Origin of the sequence: Ramlibacter sp. (assembly GCF_050250995.1) — a bacterium.
In the GTDB taxonomy this organism is placed as follows: Bacteria; Pseudomonadota; Gammaproteobacteria; order Burkholderiales; family Burkholderiaceae_C; genus Ramlibacter.
Window position 1 is genome coordinate 20,099 of sequence record NZ_JBFWNP010000054.1, and the last position, 15,216, is coordinate 35,314.

The window sequence follows — 15,216 nt, forward strand, 5'->3', positions numbered from 1 at the left end:
AGCTCACGAGGAGCGAACCTTGCAAGCCAGCACCGGCCCCCAGCGCCCGACCCGCCGCCCGCACTTCGCCTTGCCGCGCGGCAGCACCGACTGCCATGCCCATTTGTTCGGCCCCGTCGCGCGCTATCCCTATGCGCCCGACCGCCTGTATTCCCCGGTCGAGTCCACGGCGCAGGATTACGTCCACATGCTCGACACGCTGGGGCTCGACCGCGCCGTTCTGGTGCAGGGCAGCGCCCAGGGCACGGACAACCGGATCCTGCTCGACGCCATCGCGGCCTATCCCGAGCGCCTGCGCGGCATCGCGGTCGTGCGCAAGGACGTCGACGACGAGGAGCTGCAGGAATTGAATCGCGGCGGCATCCGCGGCATCCGCATGAGCGACACGCTCAACCCTGCCGTGTCGCTGTCCCGCGTGGCGGAGTTCGGCGCGCGCGTGAAGCCGCTCGGCTGGCACCTGCAGCTGCACCTCGGCCGTGCGGAGGACCTTTTAGCCCTGCGCGAAAGTATCGAACGGTCGCCGGTCCCGATCCTGCTGGATCACATGGCGAGCGCGTTTTCGCACGACGCCATCGACGGGACCGGCGTGCAGACGATGCTCGCGCTCTCGCGCCTGCCGCACGTGTGGGTGAAGATCGCGGCCTACTACCGCCGCTCCGAAGCGGGGCCGCCTTATGACGACATGGCGCCGCTGGTGCATGCCCTGCTCGACGCCTGCCCCGACCGGCTGGTGTGGGGCAGCAACTGGCCGCATCCCGTCCACAACCGCCCGGTGCCGGACGACACGGACCTTCTAGAGGCGTTCGGCGGCTGGGTGGCGGACGCGGCCTTGCGCGACCGCATCCTCGTGGACAACCCGCAGCGGCTGTTCGGGTTTCCGCCGGTCGCCGCGTGAACGCAGGACCGGGCGGAGCCGCGCTCAGAGCTTCAGGTCCACGTCCTTCACCAGCTGCGCCCACTTCTCGATTTCCGCCGAGAGGAAGCCGCCGAACTGCTCGGGCGTCGAGCTCGTCAGGCTGAGCCCCGCGGTGCGCGCGCGTTCGCGCGTGGCCGCATCGGCCGCCGCCGCCGTGGCCGCGGCATTGAGCGAGGCCACGAGTTCGCGCGGCGTCCCCTTCGGCGCGAGCAGGCCGTACCAGACGTCGCTGACGACACCCGGCACGCCGGCCTCGGCCATCGTGGGCAGATCGGGCGCATCGGGCGCGCGCTTTTCGCTCAGCACCGCGAGCGCGCGCACCTTGCCGGCCTTCACGAGCGGCAGGTAGGTCGGCAGGTCGTTGATGGCGACCGGCGTGTCGCCGGTGACGACGGCCTGCACGGTCGACGCCACGCCTTTGTAGGTGACGTGGACCATGTCGATGCCCGCGCGCCGCTTGAACAGTTCGGTGGTCAGGTGCGTGATGCCGCCGATGCCGCCCGAGGCATAGTTGATCGTGCCCGGCTTCGCCTTCGCCAGCGCGACGAGTTCGCGCACGTTCTGCGCCGGCAGCGACGGCGTGACGACCAGCAGCATCGGCGTCGATGCGATGAGCGACACCGGCACGAAGTCGCGCGCGAGATGGAAGCTCAGGTTCTTCATCGCCGCCTGCACGATCAGGTGCGAGGGATTGATCTGCATCACGGTCGTGCCGTCGGGCGCGGCGCGCGCGACGTACTCGGACGCGATCACCGTGCCGCCGCCGGGGCGGTTGTCCACCACGACCTGGCGGCCCAGCACGTCGGACATCTTGAGCGCGAAGAGCCGGCCCGCGCCGTCGGCGGAGCCGCCCGGCGGGTACGGCACGACGAGGCGCACGGGCGCCTGTTGCGCGCGCACGGCAGGCGCGGCGAGGCCGGCGGCGGCCGCCGTGGCGGCGAGCGCGGATTTCAGGACGGTGCGTCGTTGTGGCAGTTGCATGGTGACTCCTTGGGTACGTGATCGAATCGCGTTTCGCTCGTGCGTGGCAGCCTGCGCCGCCTCACTCGCGAAACGACGGGTCCTGCCGGTCGAGCATGCGCAGCAGCGCGCTCCAGCCCTTCTGCTGCGACTTGCGCGTGGGCCGCTCGAACGAGCGCGCGACCTGCTCCGCGACCTCGGGCGCCGGATGCACGAGCTTCGCGCCGCACGACTGCATGCGCGTCTGGATTCGGCAGGCCTGCTCGAGGTAATACATGATGTCGAAGGCGTCGGGGATCGACGTGCCCGCCACCAGCAGGCCGTGATTTCGCAGCAGCATCGCCTTGCGCTCGCCCAGGGAACGCTGCAGCGCGCCGCGCTCCTCGTCCGTGAAATGCACGCCCTGGTAGTCGTGGACGGCGAGGCGGTTGTAGAAACGCATGGAATGCTGCGTGAGCGGCAGCAAGCCATCTTCCTGGCAGGCGACCGCGATGCCGTCGGGCGTGTGCGTGTGCATGACGCACACGACGTCCGGGCGCGCCATGTGGACCGCGCTGTGGATGGTGAAGCCGCCGGGGTTGATGCCCAGGCCCGTGGTGTCGTGCAGCACATTGCCGTCGCAGTCCACCTTGACGAGCGACGAAGCCGTCATCTCGTCGTAGCGAAGTCCGTACGCATTGATGAGGAACGCATCGTGACGCCCCGGCACGCGCGCCGAGATGTGGTTGTAGATGTGGTCCGTCATGCGGAAGTGCGCGAAGAGCCGGTAGCACGCCGCGAGGTCCACGCGCAGCGCCCATTCCTCCGGCGGACAGTCGGCGTGCGCATCGGGCGGGCGGTCGGTGGCGATCGCGCCGGCCAGGATGGCGGCTTCGGATGAGTGGCCCATCGTGTCTCCTGATGTCCCGCCGTCATGTCACGCGGCGAGCGGGTGCTTTCCGTCTTCTGTCATATTAGCGGCGAAGAGGAGAAATCAACATGTCACGAGGGATGGACCGCATCCTCAACCTCGACGATTTCGAGGTTGCCGCACGCAGGCACCTGCCCGCGCCGATCTTCGCGTACGTCTCGGGCGGGGTGGAGCGCAACCAGTCGCTGCGCGCCAACTTCCGTGCTTTCGAAGATTACGAATTCATCCCGCGCGTGCTCGTCGACACCACGCGCCGCTCGGCCGCGACGACGCTGTTCGGCAAGGAGTGGTCGGCGCCCTTCGGCATCGCGCCGATGGGCGTGAGCGCACTGTCGGCGTATCGCGGCGATCTCGTGCAGACGCAGGGCGCGAGGGCCGAGAACGTGCCGATGATCATGAGCGGCTCGTCGCTCATCCGTCTCGAAGACGTGGCGCAGGCGAACCCGGACGCCTGGTTCCAGGCCTATCTGCCCGGCATCGACGAGCACATCGTCGGGCTCGTGGATCGGGTGAAGGCCACGGCGTTCCAGACACTGGTCATCACGGTCGATGTCGCCGTGAGCGCGAATCGCGAGAACAACGTGCGCGCCGGTTTCTCGACGCCGCTGCGTCCCGGCCCGCGGCTCGCGTGGCAGGGCATCACGCATCCGCGCTGGCTGTTCGGCACCTTCCTCAAGACGATCGCGAAGCACGGCATGCCGCACTTCGAGAACAACCTCGCGACGCGCGGCGCGCCGATCCTGTCCTCATCGGTCAACCGCATGTTCAGCGACCGCGCGAACCTGGCGTGGCGTCACATCCGCCTGATCCGCGACCGCTGGCCCGGCCGGCTCGTCGTGAAGGGCGTCCTCGATCCGCGCGACGCGCGCCTGGCGATCGACAACGGCGCGGACGGCGTGATCGTGTCGAACCACGGGGGCCGGCAGCTCGACGGTTCGGTGTCGCCGATGCGCGTGCTGCCCGCCATCGTGAAGGCCTGCCCCGAAATCCCCGTGATGATCGACAGCGGATTCCGGCGCGGCACCGACGTCGTGAAGGCCCTCGCGCTCGGCGCGAAGTTCGTCTTCATCGGCCGGCCGTTCAACTACGCGGCCAGCATCGGCGGCGAAGCGGCCGTGCGCCGCGGCATCGCCTTGCTGCGCGAGGAAGTGATGCGCGACATGGGAATGCTCGGCGTGAACACGACGGCCGAACTTCACCCGGGGCTGCTGGCGGGGCCAGGTGCTTCGCCCGCCTCTTCCGCATAGGCCCAGCGGCGGTGCCGCGCGGGCGTGCCCGCGAACGCGAAGTCGAACATCGCGCGCTTCACCCACATCTGCAGGTCGTGTTCCCAGGTGAAGCCGATGCCGCCGTGCAGCTCGACGGCGGCGCGCGCGGTCTGGTTGAAGAGGTCGGAGAGGTGGGCCTTGGCGAGCGCGGCGAGTCTTGCGCGATCGTCCTGCCGCAGGTCCTGCGCGAGCGCCGCATACCACCACAGGCCGCGCGCCGGTTCGAGCGCGCAGGCGAGATTCGCGAGCCGATGCTTCATGCCTTGGAAGCTGCCGATGGGTACGCCGAACTGCACGCGCGACTTCGCGTAGTCCACCGTCGCTCGCAGGCAATGCTGCGCGCCGCCGAAGGCATCGGCGGCCAGGAGGATGCCGAGCTGCGCGAAGAAGTCCTCGGCCGCACTCGACGCCGCGTCCAGCCTTTCGGCGCGCGCGCCCTCGAAATGCAGCGTGCCGAGGTCGCGCGTCCTGTCGACGGCATCGAGTACGCGCACGTTCGTCGTGGTTGCTTGCGCCTCCACCAGCGCGAGGCCGCCGCCGCGCAAACCGACCACCACCAGGTGCGCCTGCGCAGCGCCGATCACGGCCGTCTTGCTTCCCGTCAGCCGGTCGCCTTCGAGTGCGAGTGTCCACTCGGAAGGCGCCCAGCGCTCGCCGGCCTCCGCGAGGGCGATGGTCGCGATGCACTCGCCGCTGGCCAGCTTCGGCAGCCACCTCGCCTGCTGTGCGGGCGTGCCCGCGCGCTGGATCGCCGACGCGGCGAGGACGTGGCCGAGGAACGGCCCCGGCGCCGCGCATTCGCCGAGCACCTCCGCCACGAGCGCGAGATCGACGAAGCCGAGACCGAGCCCGCCATGCGCTTCATCGATGCACAGCCCGCCGGCGCCCAGCGCCATCAGCCCCGCCCAGAAACCGGCATCGAAGCCATCGCCGCGCTCGAAGACTTCGCGGCGCAAGCCGCCGTCGAGCGCGCCGGCGCAATAGCGGCGCACCGCCTCCTGCAGCGCAAGCTGCTCCGGCGAAATATGAAAATTCATGAACCCGCCGCCGCCTCGCGCGGCAGGCCCAGGCCGCGCTCCGCGATGATGTTGCGCTGGATGTTCGAGGCGCCGCCCGCGATGGTGACGCCGAGCGAACGCATGATCCAGAACGGCCAGTCCATGTTCTCGGACGTGACGCCCTCGCCCGGCATGAGCAGGCCGCCGTCGCCCACCACCTCCTGCGCGAGCTCCGCGATGCGCAGCCCGATGTCCGTGCCGTACAGCTTGTTCAGCAGGGTCGCGAGGCCGGGGTCTTCCCCCGCCGCGTCCATCGAGCGCTGGCGCGCCACCGACCAGCGATGGGACAGCACCTGCGCTTCGAGCTTCGCGAACGCCTGCTGGAAGCGATCCTGCGCCATGAGCGGCGCGCCATCGCGCACGGTCGTACGCGCGAGCGCGAGCAGGCGGCGAAACAGCGACTCCATGAACTCCGGCGCGTTGATGCTCGCGCGCTCGAAACCAAGCGTCGTGCGCGTCACCGACCAGCCCGCGCCCCGCTCGCCGACGATCCAGTCTGCCGGCGTGCGCACGCCGTCGAAGAACACTTCATTGAAGCCGCTCGCGCCGTGCATCTGCCGCAGCGGCCGTACGGTGATGCCCGGCGACTTCATGTCGAGCAGCAGGTAGGAGATGCCGCGGTGCTTAGTCGCGTCCGGCTCGGTGCGCGCCAGCAGGAACATGTAGTCGGCGTAGTGCGCGTGCGAGGTCCACACCTTCTGCCCGTCGATGACCCATGCCTCGCCGTCGAGCTTCGCCCGCGTGCGAAGCGACGCGAGGTCCGAGCCCGCGCCGGGCTCGCTGTAGCCCTGGCACCAGACGAAGTCGCCGAGCAGCGTGGGTGCGATGAACTTCTGCTTCTGCCACTCGGCGCCACGCGCGACGAGCGTCGGCGCGAGCATGCGCGGCCCGATCCCGCCGAGTTCGCCCGGCGCGCCGGCAGCGTCGAACTCTTCCCGCACCACCTGGCTGCGCAGCGAGTCGAAGCCGCCGCCGCCGCCGCCGTACTCGCGCGGGATGTGCCGGTACAGCAGGCCCGCCCCGATGGCCTTGCGGCGCAGCTCGCGCGCGGCCTCGGGTGTCGATTCGTGGCCCGCGGGCCAGTGCGCGCGAAGGAACTCGCGCACTTCGCCGCGCCACGCCTCGTACTCGGCGCCGAGTTCGAGATGCATCGTCAGAGCGCCTTCTTCGCGCGCAGCGCGGCGATGTCGGACGCACTCATGCCCAGCAGCGTCGAGAGCACGTCGTCGGTGTGCTCGCCGAGATCGGGCGAAATGCGCGGCGGCGGTATGGGCGTCTCCGAATAGCGGATCGGATTCGCGATCAGAGGCACGCGGCCCGCGCGCGGATGCTCCGCATGCGTCACCATCCCGCGCGCCCGGATCTGCGGCTCGGCGAAGGCCTCGGCCACGTCGTTGATCGGCGCGCACATCACGCCGCCGTCCTTGAACTGTTCGAGCCAGTGCGCGCGGTCGTGCTTCGCGAGGAGCGGGCCGATCTCGGCATTGAGTTCGAGCCGGTGGATGTTGCGCTGCGAGCGCGTGTGGTAGCGCGCGTCCTTCACCCAGTCGTCGCGGCCGAGCGCGCGGGCGAACTTCACGAACTGGTTGTCCGAGCCGGCCGACAGCACGATGTCGCCGTCGGCGCACGCATAGAGGCCCGCGGGCTCGTTCGCGGGCGTCGACGCGCCGCGCCGCTGCGGCACCTGGCCGGAGACGAGATAGGTCTGCGCACGGCTCCCGAACGAGGCCATCGTGCATTCGAGCAGGCTGATGTCGATGTGCTGGCCGCTGCCGCCGTTCACCTCGCGATGCCGCAACGCGGCCTGCACGGCCACGGTCGCGTACATGCCGCCGATGAAGTCGCTGATGGGCATGCCGACCTTCTGCGGCGGACCGTCCGCTTCGCCGGTCATGCTCATGAGGCCCGAGGTCGCCTGGAACAGCGTGTCGAGGCCGGGTCGCTGCGCATCCGGTCCGGTCTGGCCGAAGCCGGTGACGGAGCAGTAGATCAGGCGCGGGTTCAGCTTGCGCATGGACTCGTAGTCGAGCCCGTAGCGCTTCAGGTCGCCGACCTTGTAGTTCTCGACGAGGATGTCGCAGACCTTCGCAAGTTGGCGAATCACGTCCGCGCCCTCGGGCGTCGAGAGATCAACCGTGACCGACTTCTTGTTGCGGTTGGTCGACACGTAGTACGGCGAGTCGTCGTTGCCGCCGTCCCTGTTCTTCAGGTACGGGGGGCCGTACCCGCGCATGTCGTCGCCCTTGCCCGGACGCTCGATCTTGATCACCTCCGCACCGAGGTCCGCCAGCATCTGCGTACACCACGGCGCGGCGATCATGCGGCTCAGGTCGAGGATGCGCACGCCGCTCAACGGCAGCGACCCGCCTGTCTCGCCCTGCGTCACGATTCGAGCTTGATGTTGCGGCTCTGGACCAGCACGCGGTACTTCTCCGCGTCGGCGCGCATCATCGCGATGAGTTCGGCGGGGGTCTTCAGCATGGGCTCGACGCCGCGGCTGCGCAGCACGGTGCGAACGTCGTCGGTGTCGAGCGCCGTGCGCGCGGCGCGCGCGAGCACGTCCACGACCTGCGGCGACGTCTTCGCGGACACCGCGAGACCCGACCAGCCCCCGGCCGTGAAGCCGGGCAGGCCGCCTTCGATCAGCGTGGGCACCTCGGGCAGCATGTTCCAGCGCTTCGGGCCGGTGGTCGCGATGGCCTTGAGCAGCTTCTCGCGAATCTGGCTCGTGGCCTGCGCGACGATGGCGAAGTCGACCTCCCCCGCCATCGCGGCCTGGATGCTCGGCGCTTCGCCCTTGTAGTTCACCACCGTCATGCTCGTGCCGCTGTCGCCCATCAGGCGCTCGGCCGTGAGGTGCGAGATCGCGCCGATGCCGCTCACCGCGACGTTGAGCTTGCCCGGCTTGCTCTTCGCGAGCGCCAGCAGTTCGGGCAGCGTGTTCGCGGCAAAACTCGGCTTCGCGACCAGCACGAGCGGGAACTCGCCGATCTGCGCGATGTGCGTGAGGTCGTTCAGCGGCTGATACGGCAGCTTGATGCCGAGCGCGACCGACAGCACGTGCTGGCCCGAGGTCGTCAGCAGCATCGTGTAGCCGTCGGGCGGCGCCTGCAGCACGGTCTGCGTGCCGATGACGCCGTTGCCGCCCGCACGGTTGTCCGCGACGATGGACTGCTTGAGCACAGCGCCCATGCGGTCGGCCGCGAGGCGCCCGAGCGAATCGTTCACCCCGCCCGCGGCCCAGGGTACGACGAGTTTCAGGGGCCGGCTCGGAAATGCGTCCTGCGCGAAGGCGCCGCGCGACGTTGCGATGCCGGCGAGAGCCGCGATAGCGGCGGGGAGGTCACGTCGTTTCAAGGTCTTGTCTCCATTCTTGTGTGATGCAAAGCCGAAGAAGCTAGTCGAGGATGTCGATCACGGCCGTGCCCGCGAGCCCGGCCAGCCAGTACTCGCCCGCGGCCTTCATGTGACGCACCCAATGCGCCTCGGCTTCGAGGCCGGCGCCGGCTGCGATGAGCTCGATCAGCCGCTCCTGCGACTTGAGGCCGAAGCGCACCTGGCGGTCGCGCTCCTCGAGGCCGGGCACGGGGTTCTGGCGGTAGGCGAGCGCGAGGTGGCGGTTGACCACGTCGTGCAGCGACTGCGCGACGATGCCGAGCGCGACGTTGCCGCACTGCTCGAGCAGGATGCGGTGGAAGTTCGCGACTTCGTGCGCGCGCGCACGCTCGTCGCTCGCCGCCGCGCGCTCGGCCTCGAGCTGCGCTCGCAGCGCGGCCGCCGCCTCGGCGGGGCGCGTCTCGGCAGCGAGCCGAGCGGCGGGCGGCTCGATCAAGGCGCGCGCCTGGTAGACGTCGCCCAGCGTCGCGCCGCGCGCCTGCAACTGCATGGCGGTGGCCTGCGTGAGCGCGTCGGCATCGACCTTCTTCACGTGCGCGCCGCCCTTCGCGCCGCGCGCGATGCCGATGAGGCTCTGGAACTCCAGGATGCGCAGCGCCTCGCGCAGGGTGGGCCGCGACGTCTCGAACGTCGCCATCAACTGCGCTTCGGACGGCAGCTTGTCGCCGGGCTTCAGTTCGCCCGACAGGATCGCCTTGCGGATGCGGTTCGCCACGATTTCGGCGGTCTTGGGCAGCCGCACCTGCGCGGCCTGGAAACTGGACATCGCCATCGAACTCCTCCTCGCCGCTCCTTCGCGCGGATCGCCTTCGAGCGGTGGCGCGATTATCGAGTCGAGGCTCATCGCGCACGCTCCGCCTTCAAGGTCTGGCGCAGCGCCGCGAAGGCATCCCGCTCGCGCGCGAGAAATGCATTGGCGTCGGCCTCCGCCGCATTCGCGGCAAGCAGATCGCGCGTCAGGCGCACCTGCAGCGCACCGAAGCCGGCGATGCGTTCGCCGAGCGCCACCGCGTCGTCCAGCAAGGTCTCGGGCGGCGACACGCGCGTGAGCAGCCCGATGCGCAGCGCCTCGTCCGCATCGATCGTCGCGGCGCTCAGGATGAGGTCGCGCGCACGGCCGTTGCCGACGAGGCGCGCGAGCAGCGCGGTCGAGCCGAGCTCGGGCATGAAGCCCAGGGAGAGAAAGGGAAACGAGTAGGTGGACGCCGTCGAGCCCATGCGAACGTCCATCGGCAGCAACTGCGTGACGCCGAGGCCGATGGCCGCGCCCTGCACCGCCGCGATGGAGGGCTTCGAGCGCGCGAGCAGATGGATCCAGCCCGTGTCCTGCGCCATCGACACGCTGCCGATGGTCTCGGGCCGCCCCGCCGCGTCGAGGCGCGGCGCTGCCGCCTTCGCCTTCAGGTTGGTGCCCGCGCAGTAGACCGGCCCCGCATGCGTGAACACGATGGCGCCCACGGCAGCGTCCTCGTTGGCGCGCGCCACCGCCTGCTCGATCTCGCGGTACATCGCCACGTCCCAAGCGTTGCGCACTTCCTGGTGGTCGTAGGTAATCACGGCGACCTTGCCGCGCACCTCGTAGCGCAGGAAGCGGAAACCGGCTTCAGGCATGTCGACGGACCTCGTGGCGGATCATGGCGTCGATGTCTTCCTCGGCGGGGCGCGGCAGATCGACCGCCGCCTCGCGCGTCGGCAGCAGCACGACCGCGCTGCCGGGCGACACGTTCACGCCCCACTGGTTCTCGACCCAGATGTCGAGATGCACTTCGTTGCGGCCCTCGGCCTGCACCTTGTCCGTTACCTTGCCCTTGATCCAGTACGTGTCGTTCGTGTAGACGAACTTGCGGTGCTGGCAGGTCATCTTCCACAGCCAGCCGTCGTCGCCCATCCAGTTGGTGACGATGTTGGTGAGGAAGGTCTCTCGCAGCGCGCCGTAGTCGTAGCTCACGGGAATGCCCAGCTCGTTGGCCCATTCCTTTTCCCAGTGCAGGCGTTGCACCGTGTCGGGTACGTTCATCGCATTGGGCGTGAACATGCCGGGAATCTTCTTGCGCAACTGATAGGAAAGGCGGAACGCGCCCGGCGGCGTGAGCTGCATGCCCCAGCCCATGTGCCAGATGATGAGGTCGCTCGTGCGCATCGGGCCGCGCACGATGGTCTGCAGCGACTCGCCGACCTGCACGTCCTCCCAGTAGCGCGTCTGCGCGCCGCGGATCGTCTCGGCTTCGTAGCAGGCGTCGATCTCCTTCAGCTGCGCCTCGGTGTACGGCTCGGGAAGCTGCACTTCCTTCTTGCGCGCCGCCGTCGCGTGGCGTTCCGCGCGCACCCAGGTGCCGCGCCGGATCGCGTGCAGCTCGCCGTTCTGGTTGGGGTAGATGAAGGCGTGCACTTCCGCGACGGAACGGCCGGCGAACTTGCTGTCTTCGTTGACGCGCACGCCGACGATGGCCGTGTGGCGCTTCAGCGTGTCGCCCACCTTCAGCGGCCGCCACCACTCGAACTCCATCTGCGATTGGTAGGAACCCAGGCCGATCATCGGATCGCCCTTGAGCAGCGCCTTTTCCTCCGGCGTGTGCTTCGGCGTGACGGGGTCGCCCATCGTGTACAGGAAGTTCGGCGGCGCGATCAGGCCGCCCCAGCGTGTCGTCGCGCCGTAGTCCCGGTCGCACCACAGCGGGTTGTCGTCGCCGTAGCCGAAGGCGAAGTGGCGCGAGCCGTCCCAGGTCACTTCGTAGTTGTGCGGCGGCTGGGGCTTGCGGTATTGCACGCCGATGCGCTGGCGCAGCCGCGCGATGCCGTCGTCGGTGAGGATGCCGTAGCCGGAAGCCGGCTTCTCGGAGGTGAGGGTGTCGGTCATGAAGGGGTGTTCTCAGGCGAAGAGCTTTCGCAGTTCGGGCTGGCTCACCTTCAGCGAAGGCGTGCGCGGAAGGCTGTCCACGGCGAGGATGCGCGTCGGCAGCTGGTACTTGAGCAGGCGCTCCTGCAGGAAGGCGCGCATCTCGTCCTCGCCCACGGCTGCCGCGCCGGTCTTCGCGATGTACGCGGCCATCGGCACCTCGCCGAGCCGCGCATCGCTCACGCCGACCACCGCGGCCTCGCGCACGCTCGGGTGCGCCTCGATCGCGCGTGCCACGTCGTCGGGGAACACCTTGAAGCCGCCGCGGATGATGACGTTGTCGTAGCGCGCCTTGATGAAGAGGAAGCCGTCCTCGTCGAGCACGGCGAGGTCGGTGGTGCGCAGCCACGACTGGCCGTCGCCGAGATGGCTCGCCTTGAGTTCGAGCAGCCCCTGCTCGCCGGGCGCGAGCACCTTGCCGCTCTCGGGATCGGTGATGCGGCCTTCGACACCGGGGTTGAGCCTTCCCACCGAGCCGCGCTTCGTCGTGGGGAAGCGCTTGAAGTCGGCGAGCGTCCAGCCGGCGACGCCGCCCGCGAATTCCGTCGCGCCATAGTTTTGCAGCACCGGGATGCCGTACGCAGCGAAGAATGCATCGGCAAGGTCCGGGTCCAGCGGCGCGGTGCCGACCCGGAACACCTTCAGGCTGGAGATCGACTCCTTCGGCACCTTCGCATCGAGGATCATGCGCAGCGCGGCCGGCGGCGCGTTCGTCACGGGGGGCCGATGGCGCGTGACCGCGTCGAGCCAGTCGGCCACCGTGAAATGATCGAGCAGGCACAGCTTGCGGCCAGCAGCCAGCCCGTTGAAGAGCGCGAACACGCCGCTGATGTGCGCGAAGGGCGCGTTGAGGAGCTGCACGCCGCCGCGCAGTTGCGCCTTGCTCGTGTCACGGTTCTCGTAGACCGCGGCGTCGAGGATGCCGCGCTCGAGCGTATGCGCCTTCAGCGGGACGCGCTTGGGCGTGCCCGTCGTGCCGCTGGTGAGCATCTCCACCGCGATGCCCGGCGCTTCGCGATTCACGGCCGCATCGGGCCGCGCCGCCTGCAGGATGCGCAGCGGCGACGAGCGATCGTTCGTCGCCTCGATCATCAGGCAGCCGGCTTCGCGCGCCGCATCGGCGAGCGGCGCACGCTGCCAGTCCTGCGCCAGCGCGATCACCACGGGCGGCAGGAGCGTCGCGATGTCGCCGGCCAGCCGCGCATCGGGCAGCATCGGATTGAGGGTGACGACGCAACGGTCGGTGCAGACGAGTCCGACGATGGCCGCGGCCATCTGCGGCCGGTTGCGCATCACGCAAGCCACGCGCACGCCGGGTCCGAAGCCGTGCTGGATCAGTATCCGGTCGAGCTCCTGGCCGAAGCGCGCAAGGTCGCCCCAGGTCCACCATTGCTTTTCGAATTCGATCGCGTCGGACGCGGGCTCGAGCGCCAGCACGTCGTGCAGCAGGCTTGTCAGTCGGTTCATGAGTCGGTCGATGGCGCGCCCTTGCGCAGCACGGTGGAAGGCTGGAAGCCGTGTTCGCGCGACGTGCGGGCGGACAGGCCCATGTGCGTGGCCTCGGCCCGCAGCACCTGCTCCAGCGAGCCGTCCACGGCGAGGTTGAGGTTGCTCTTGGCGTAGGTCGAGGCCCAGCGCGGACCATCGGCCAGCGAACGGGCGATGCCGGTCACGTGCGACTGCAGGCCGGCGTCGGGCACGACCGCGTTCAGCATGCCGAAGTCGAGCGCCTGCACGGCCGTCAGGCGGCGCGGCAGCAGGTAGAGCTCGCGCGCCTTCGCGGTCCCGAGAATGCGCGTCCAGAACCACGATCCGCCGAAGTCGCCGGAGAGCCCGGCGCGCGTAAACGCGGATGTGAACACGGCGGACTCGCCCGCGTAGCGCAGATCGCACGCGCCGGCGAGCGCGAGCCCCGCGCCGGCGCACGCGCCGTTGATCATCGCGATCGTGGGCTTGGGCATCTCGTGCAGCAGGCGCGCGCTCTCGACGCGTGCGCGCAGCTTCGCCTCGACGCGGTACGGCGTCGCGAGCGCAAGCCGCTCCTCGTCCGGCAGATCCTTCTGCGCGTCGAGTTCGGCCTGGCGCGTCTTCAGGTCGCCGCCGGCGCAGAACGCGCGGCCCGCGCCCGTCAGCACCACGCACGCGACGTCGGGATCGTTCGCGAGTTCGCGCAGCACACCGGGCAGCGCATCCATCAGCTCGGAGCTGAGGGCATTGAGACTCTCGGGCCGGTTCAGCGTGACGGTGGCGACGCCGGCGTCGCGCGTGACGAGGACGGTGTTCGTCATGCGCGTCAGTCGGCGACCTTGATGTTGCGGCTCCTGACCGTGCCTTCCCACACCGCGCGGCCATCCATGACGATGCGGTTGAACTCCGCGCCCGCGATGGGCCGGGTGCCCATGCCGAGTTCGGCGATCTTCGCGGCGATCTCTGGCATCGAGGCGACCCGCACGATGTCGTCCGAGATCTTCTGCACGATGGCCGCGGGCGTCTTCGCGGGGACGAAGTAGCCGACGAAGGCCACGCTGTCGAAGCCGGTGAAGCCCTGCTCGGTGAAGGTCGGCACGTTCGGCAGGTCGCGCGCGCGGTTGGGACCGGCCATGGCGAGCACCTTGAACTTGCCGCCGGCGAGGTGCGCGCCGATCACCTGCAGGTCCATGAACGCCGCCGGCACCTGCTCGCCCAGGACGTCCGTCATGATCTGCGCGTTGCCGCGATAGGGCACGTGGACCATGTCCGTGCCCGCCTGCGTGTTGAGCAGTTCGCCGAAGATGTGCGCCGTGGAACCCGCGCCCGCCGTGGCATAGCTGTACTTGCCGGGATTCGCCTTCACCAGCGCGACGAACTGCTTGAGGTCGGTCGCGGGGACCTTGCTCGACACGATGAGGCCCTGGCGCACCTCGCCCACCATCGCCGTCGGCGCGAAGGTGCGCGTGAAGTCCAGCACCGGCCGCAGGCTCGACTGATACGTGAAGCTCGTGATGCCCAGCAGCAGCGTGTGGCCGTCGGGCGCGGACTTCTCCACGAACTGCTGCCCCACCACGCCGAAGCCGCCGCCCCGGTTCTCGACCACGACCGACTGCTTCCAGCGCTCGGCGAGCTTCGTCGCGATCAGGCGCGTGATGGTGTCGGTCGATCCGCCCGAGGGGAAGGGTACGACGATCTGCACGGAGCGCGAAGGAAAGTTCGCCGCATCGGATTGTGCGAATGCGTTGAACGACAGAGCGAGCGCGCCTGCCGCCATCCACTTCAGAAACTGCACCGGCTTCATGTTGTCTCCGTCTTTATAGATCAATTATTTAACCATTTAAATCCTGGGCCGGCAAGTCTCAAGGTGCCGGGAAGATCACTTCGGGCGCTGTCGCGGCGTAAAGCGTCTTCAGTTCCGCCGCCCGGTTGCGCAGCGCCGCGCGCTGGTTGATGTAGCCCTTGTCCACGATCTCGTCGGGCAGCGGCGGCACGTCGAGCAGCAGCAGCGCCGCCACCTGCCGGGACGAGCCGCCGGCCGCGCGGTTGTGCTCGCGCAGCCTCACGGCGAGGTGTTCGCGCACCTTCGGATGGCCGACCAGCTGCGCCATCGGGGTGTTCGCGGGCAGCCCGCAGAACTCCGCCGCCGCATCGCGCCGCAGCCATGCGAGCACCGAGACGGCCGAGCGGTCGTGCCCGCCGACCACCGCGTCGAGCAGCAGCGGCGCGAGCGCCTCGATGAGCCGCGTGCGCAGCGGCCCCACCGAGACCCACGTGCCCGAGGCGAGCTTGAAGTTCTCGCTGATGCGGCCATCGAACATCAGGCCGACTTCGGGCGCATCGTC

Annotated in this window: 14 protein-coding genes and 1 pseudogene; 2 read left to right on the forward strand and 13 right to left on the reverse strand. The window is 69.4% G+C overall.

Annotated elements, in window-relative coordinates:
* Positions 1 to 19 precede the first annotated feature (19 nt).
* Positions 20 to 895, forward strand: a complete 876-nt coding sequence (locus tag AB7E83_RS23650) for an amidohydrolase family protein (RefSeq protein WP_428573289.1) — start codon at positions 20 to 22, stop codon at positions 893 to 895.
* Positions 896 to 919: 24 nt separating this feature from the next.
* Here AB7E83_RS23650 and AB7E83_RS23655 read toward each other — a convergent pair whose 3' ends face one another.
* Both AB7E83_RS23655 and AB7E83_RS23660 read right to left on the reverse strand, forming a co-directional pair.
* Positions 920 to 1,897, reverse strand: a complete 978-nt coding sequence (locus AB7E83_RS23655; protein WP_428573290.1) for a tripartite tricarboxylate transporter substrate binding protein — start codon at positions 1,895 to 1,897, stop codon at positions 920 to 922.
* Between the two features lie 61 nt (positions 1,898 to 1,958).
* A complete protein-coding gene (locus tag AB7E83_RS23660; RefSeq protein ID WP_428573291.1) occupies positions 1,959 to 2,765 on the reverse strand; it encodes a class II aldolase/adducin family protein in 807 nt (268 codons plus the stop codon).
* 89 nt (positions 2,766 to 2,854) lie between these two features.
* Here AB7E83_RS23660 and AB7E83_RS23665 point away from each other — a divergent pair, with 89 nt between their 5' ends.
* On the forward strand, positions 2,855 to 4,033 hold the full coding sequence (locus AB7E83_RS23665) for an alpha-hydroxy acid oxidase (RefSeq protein ID WP_428573292.1): 1,179 nt from the start codon (positions 2,855 to 2,857) through the stop codon (positions 4,031 to 4,033).
* On the opposite strand, the gene AB7E83_RS23670 is transcribed toward AB7E83_RS23665, so the two are convergent.
* The 11 genes and pseudogenes from AB7E83_RS23670 to AB7E83_RS23720 form a co-directional block, all read right to left on the reverse strand.
* Positions 3,982 to 5,091: an acyl-CoA dehydrogenase family protein gene (locus AB7E83_RS23670; RefSeq protein WP_428573293.1), complete on the reverse strand. Its 1,110-nt coding sequence runs from the start codon at positions 5,089 to 5,091 to the stop codon at positions 3,982 to 3,984. The two genes, AB7E83_RS23665 and AB7E83_RS23670, sit on opposite strands and share 52 nt — an antisense overlap.
* A complete protein-coding gene (locus tag AB7E83_RS23675) occupies positions 5,088 to 6,263 on the reverse strand; it encodes an acyl-CoA dehydrogenase family protein (protein ID WP_428573294.1) in 1,176 nt (391 codons plus the stop codon). The genes AB7E83_RS23670 and AB7E83_RS23675 overlap by 4 nt, the downstream gene beginning before the upstream one ends.
* A 2-nt stretch (positions 6,264 to 6,265) precedes the next feature.
* A complete protein-coding gene (locus AB7E83_RS23680; RefSeq protein ID WP_428573295.1) occupies positions 6,266 to 7,498 on the reverse strand; it encodes a CaiB/BaiF CoA transferase family protein in 1,233 nt (410 codons plus the stop codon).
* Entirely contained in the window at positions 7,495 to 8,469 is a 975-nt protein-coding gene (locus AB7E83_RS23685; RefSeq protein ID WP_428573296.1) for a Bug family tripartite tricarboxylate transporter substrate binding protein, read from the reverse strand. The genes AB7E83_RS23680 and AB7E83_RS23685 overlap by 4 nt, the downstream gene beginning before the upstream one ends.
* Positions 8,470 to 8,509: 40 nt before the next feature.
* Complete coding sequence (locus AB7E83_RS23690) at positions 8,510 to 9,280, reverse strand: FadR/GntR family transcriptional regulator (protein WP_428573297.1); 771 nt, start codon at positions 9,278 to 9,280, stop codon at positions 8,510 to 8,512.
* A gap of 68 nt (positions 9,281 to 9,348) precedes the next feature.
* Positions 9,349 to 10,119, reverse strand: coding sequence for an enoyl-CoA hydratase/isomerase family protein (locus AB7E83_RS23695; protein WP_428573298.1), 771 nt, complete (start codon positions 10,117 to 10,119; stop codon positions 9,349 to 9,351).
* A complete protein-coding gene (locus AB7E83_RS23700; RefSeq protein ID WP_428573299.1) occupies positions 10,112 to 11,365 on the reverse strand; it encodes an FAS1-like dehydratase domain-containing protein in 1,254 nt (417 codons plus the stop codon). Before AB7E83_RS23700 ends, AB7E83_RS23695 begins: the two co-directional genes overlap by 8 nt.
* A gap of 12 nt (positions 11,366 to 11,377) precedes the next feature.
* Positions 11,378 to 12,871 (reverse strand): class I adenylate-forming enzyme family protein, encoded by a 1,494-nt coding sequence (locus AB7E83_RS23705; protein ID WP_428573300.1) that lies wholly within the window; start codon positions 12,869 to 12,871, stop codon positions 11,378 to 11,380.
* Positions 12,868 to 13,692 carry an enoyl-CoA hydratase-related protein gene (locus tag AB7E83_RS23710; protein ID WP_428573301.1) on the reverse strand — a complete coding sequence of 275 codons (825 nt, stop codon included), beginning with the start codon at positions 13,690 to 13,692 and terminating at the stop codon, positions 12,868 to 12,870. Before AB7E83_RS23710 ends, AB7E83_RS23705 begins: the two co-directional genes overlap by 4 nt.
* A 5-nt stretch (positions 13,693 to 13,697) precedes the next feature.
* Positions 13,698 to 14,675 carry a Bug family tripartite tricarboxylate transporter substrate binding protein gene (locus AB7E83_RS23715; protein ID WP_428573302.1) on the reverse strand — a complete coding sequence of 326 codons (978 nt, stop codon included), beginning with the start codon at positions 14,673 to 14,675 and terminating at the stop codon, positions 13,698 to 13,700.
* Positions 14,676 to 14,733: 58 nt separating this feature from the next.
* Positions 14,734 to 15,216: pseudogene (locus AB7E83_RS23720) on the reverse strand (feruloyl-CoA synthase); the annotation flags it as partial.

Excerpts from the sequence above, each read along its gene's own strand:
- AB7E83_RS23655 (WP_428573290.1), bottom strand. The coding sequence starts at position 1,897 with ATGCAACTGCCACAACGACGCACCGTCCTGAAATCCGCGCTCGCCGCC.
- AB7E83_RS23660 (WP_428573291.1), bottom strand. The coding sequence starts at position 2,765 with ATGGGCCACTCATCCGAAGCCGCCATCCTGGCCGGCGCGATCGCCACC.
- AB7E83_RS23665 (WP_428573292.1), top strand. The coding sequence starts at position 2,855 with ATGTCACGAGGGATGGACCGCATCCTCAACCTCGACGATTTCGAGGTT.
- AB7E83_RS23670 (WP_428573293.1), bottom strand. The coding sequence starts at position 5,091 with ATGAATTTTCATATTTCGCCGGAGCAGCTTGCGCTGCAGGAGGCGGTG.
- AB7E83_RS23675 (WP_428573294.1), bottom strand. The coding sequence starts at position 6,263 with ATGCATCTCGAACTCGGCGCCGAGTACGAGGCGTGGCGCGGCGAAGTG.
- AB7E83_RS23690 (WP_428573297.1), bottom strand. The coding sequence starts at position 9,280 with ATGGCGATGTCCAGTTTCCAGGCCGCGCAGGTGCGGCTGCCCAAGACC.
- AB7E83_RS23695 (WP_428573298.1), bottom strand. The coding sequence starts at position 10,119 with ATGCCTGAAGCCGGTTTCCGCTTCCTGCGCTACGAGGTGCGCGGCAAG.
- AB7E83_RS23700 (WP_428573299.1), bottom strand. The coding sequence starts at position 11,365 with ATGACCGACACCCTCACCTCCGAGAAGCCGGCTTCCGGCTACGGCATC.
- AB7E83_RS23705 (WP_428573300.1), bottom strand. The coding sequence starts at position 12,871 with ATGAACCGACTGACAAGCCTGCTGCACGACGTGCTGGCGCTCGAGCCC.
- AB7E83_RS23710 (WP_428573301.1), bottom strand. The coding sequence starts at position 13,692 with ATGACGAACACCGTCCTCGTCACGCGCGACGCCGGCGTCGCCACCGTC.
- AB7E83_RS23715 (WP_428573302.1), bottom strand. The coding sequence starts at position 14,675 with ATGAAGCCGGTGCAGTTTCTGAAGTGGATGGCGGCAGGCGCGCTCGCT.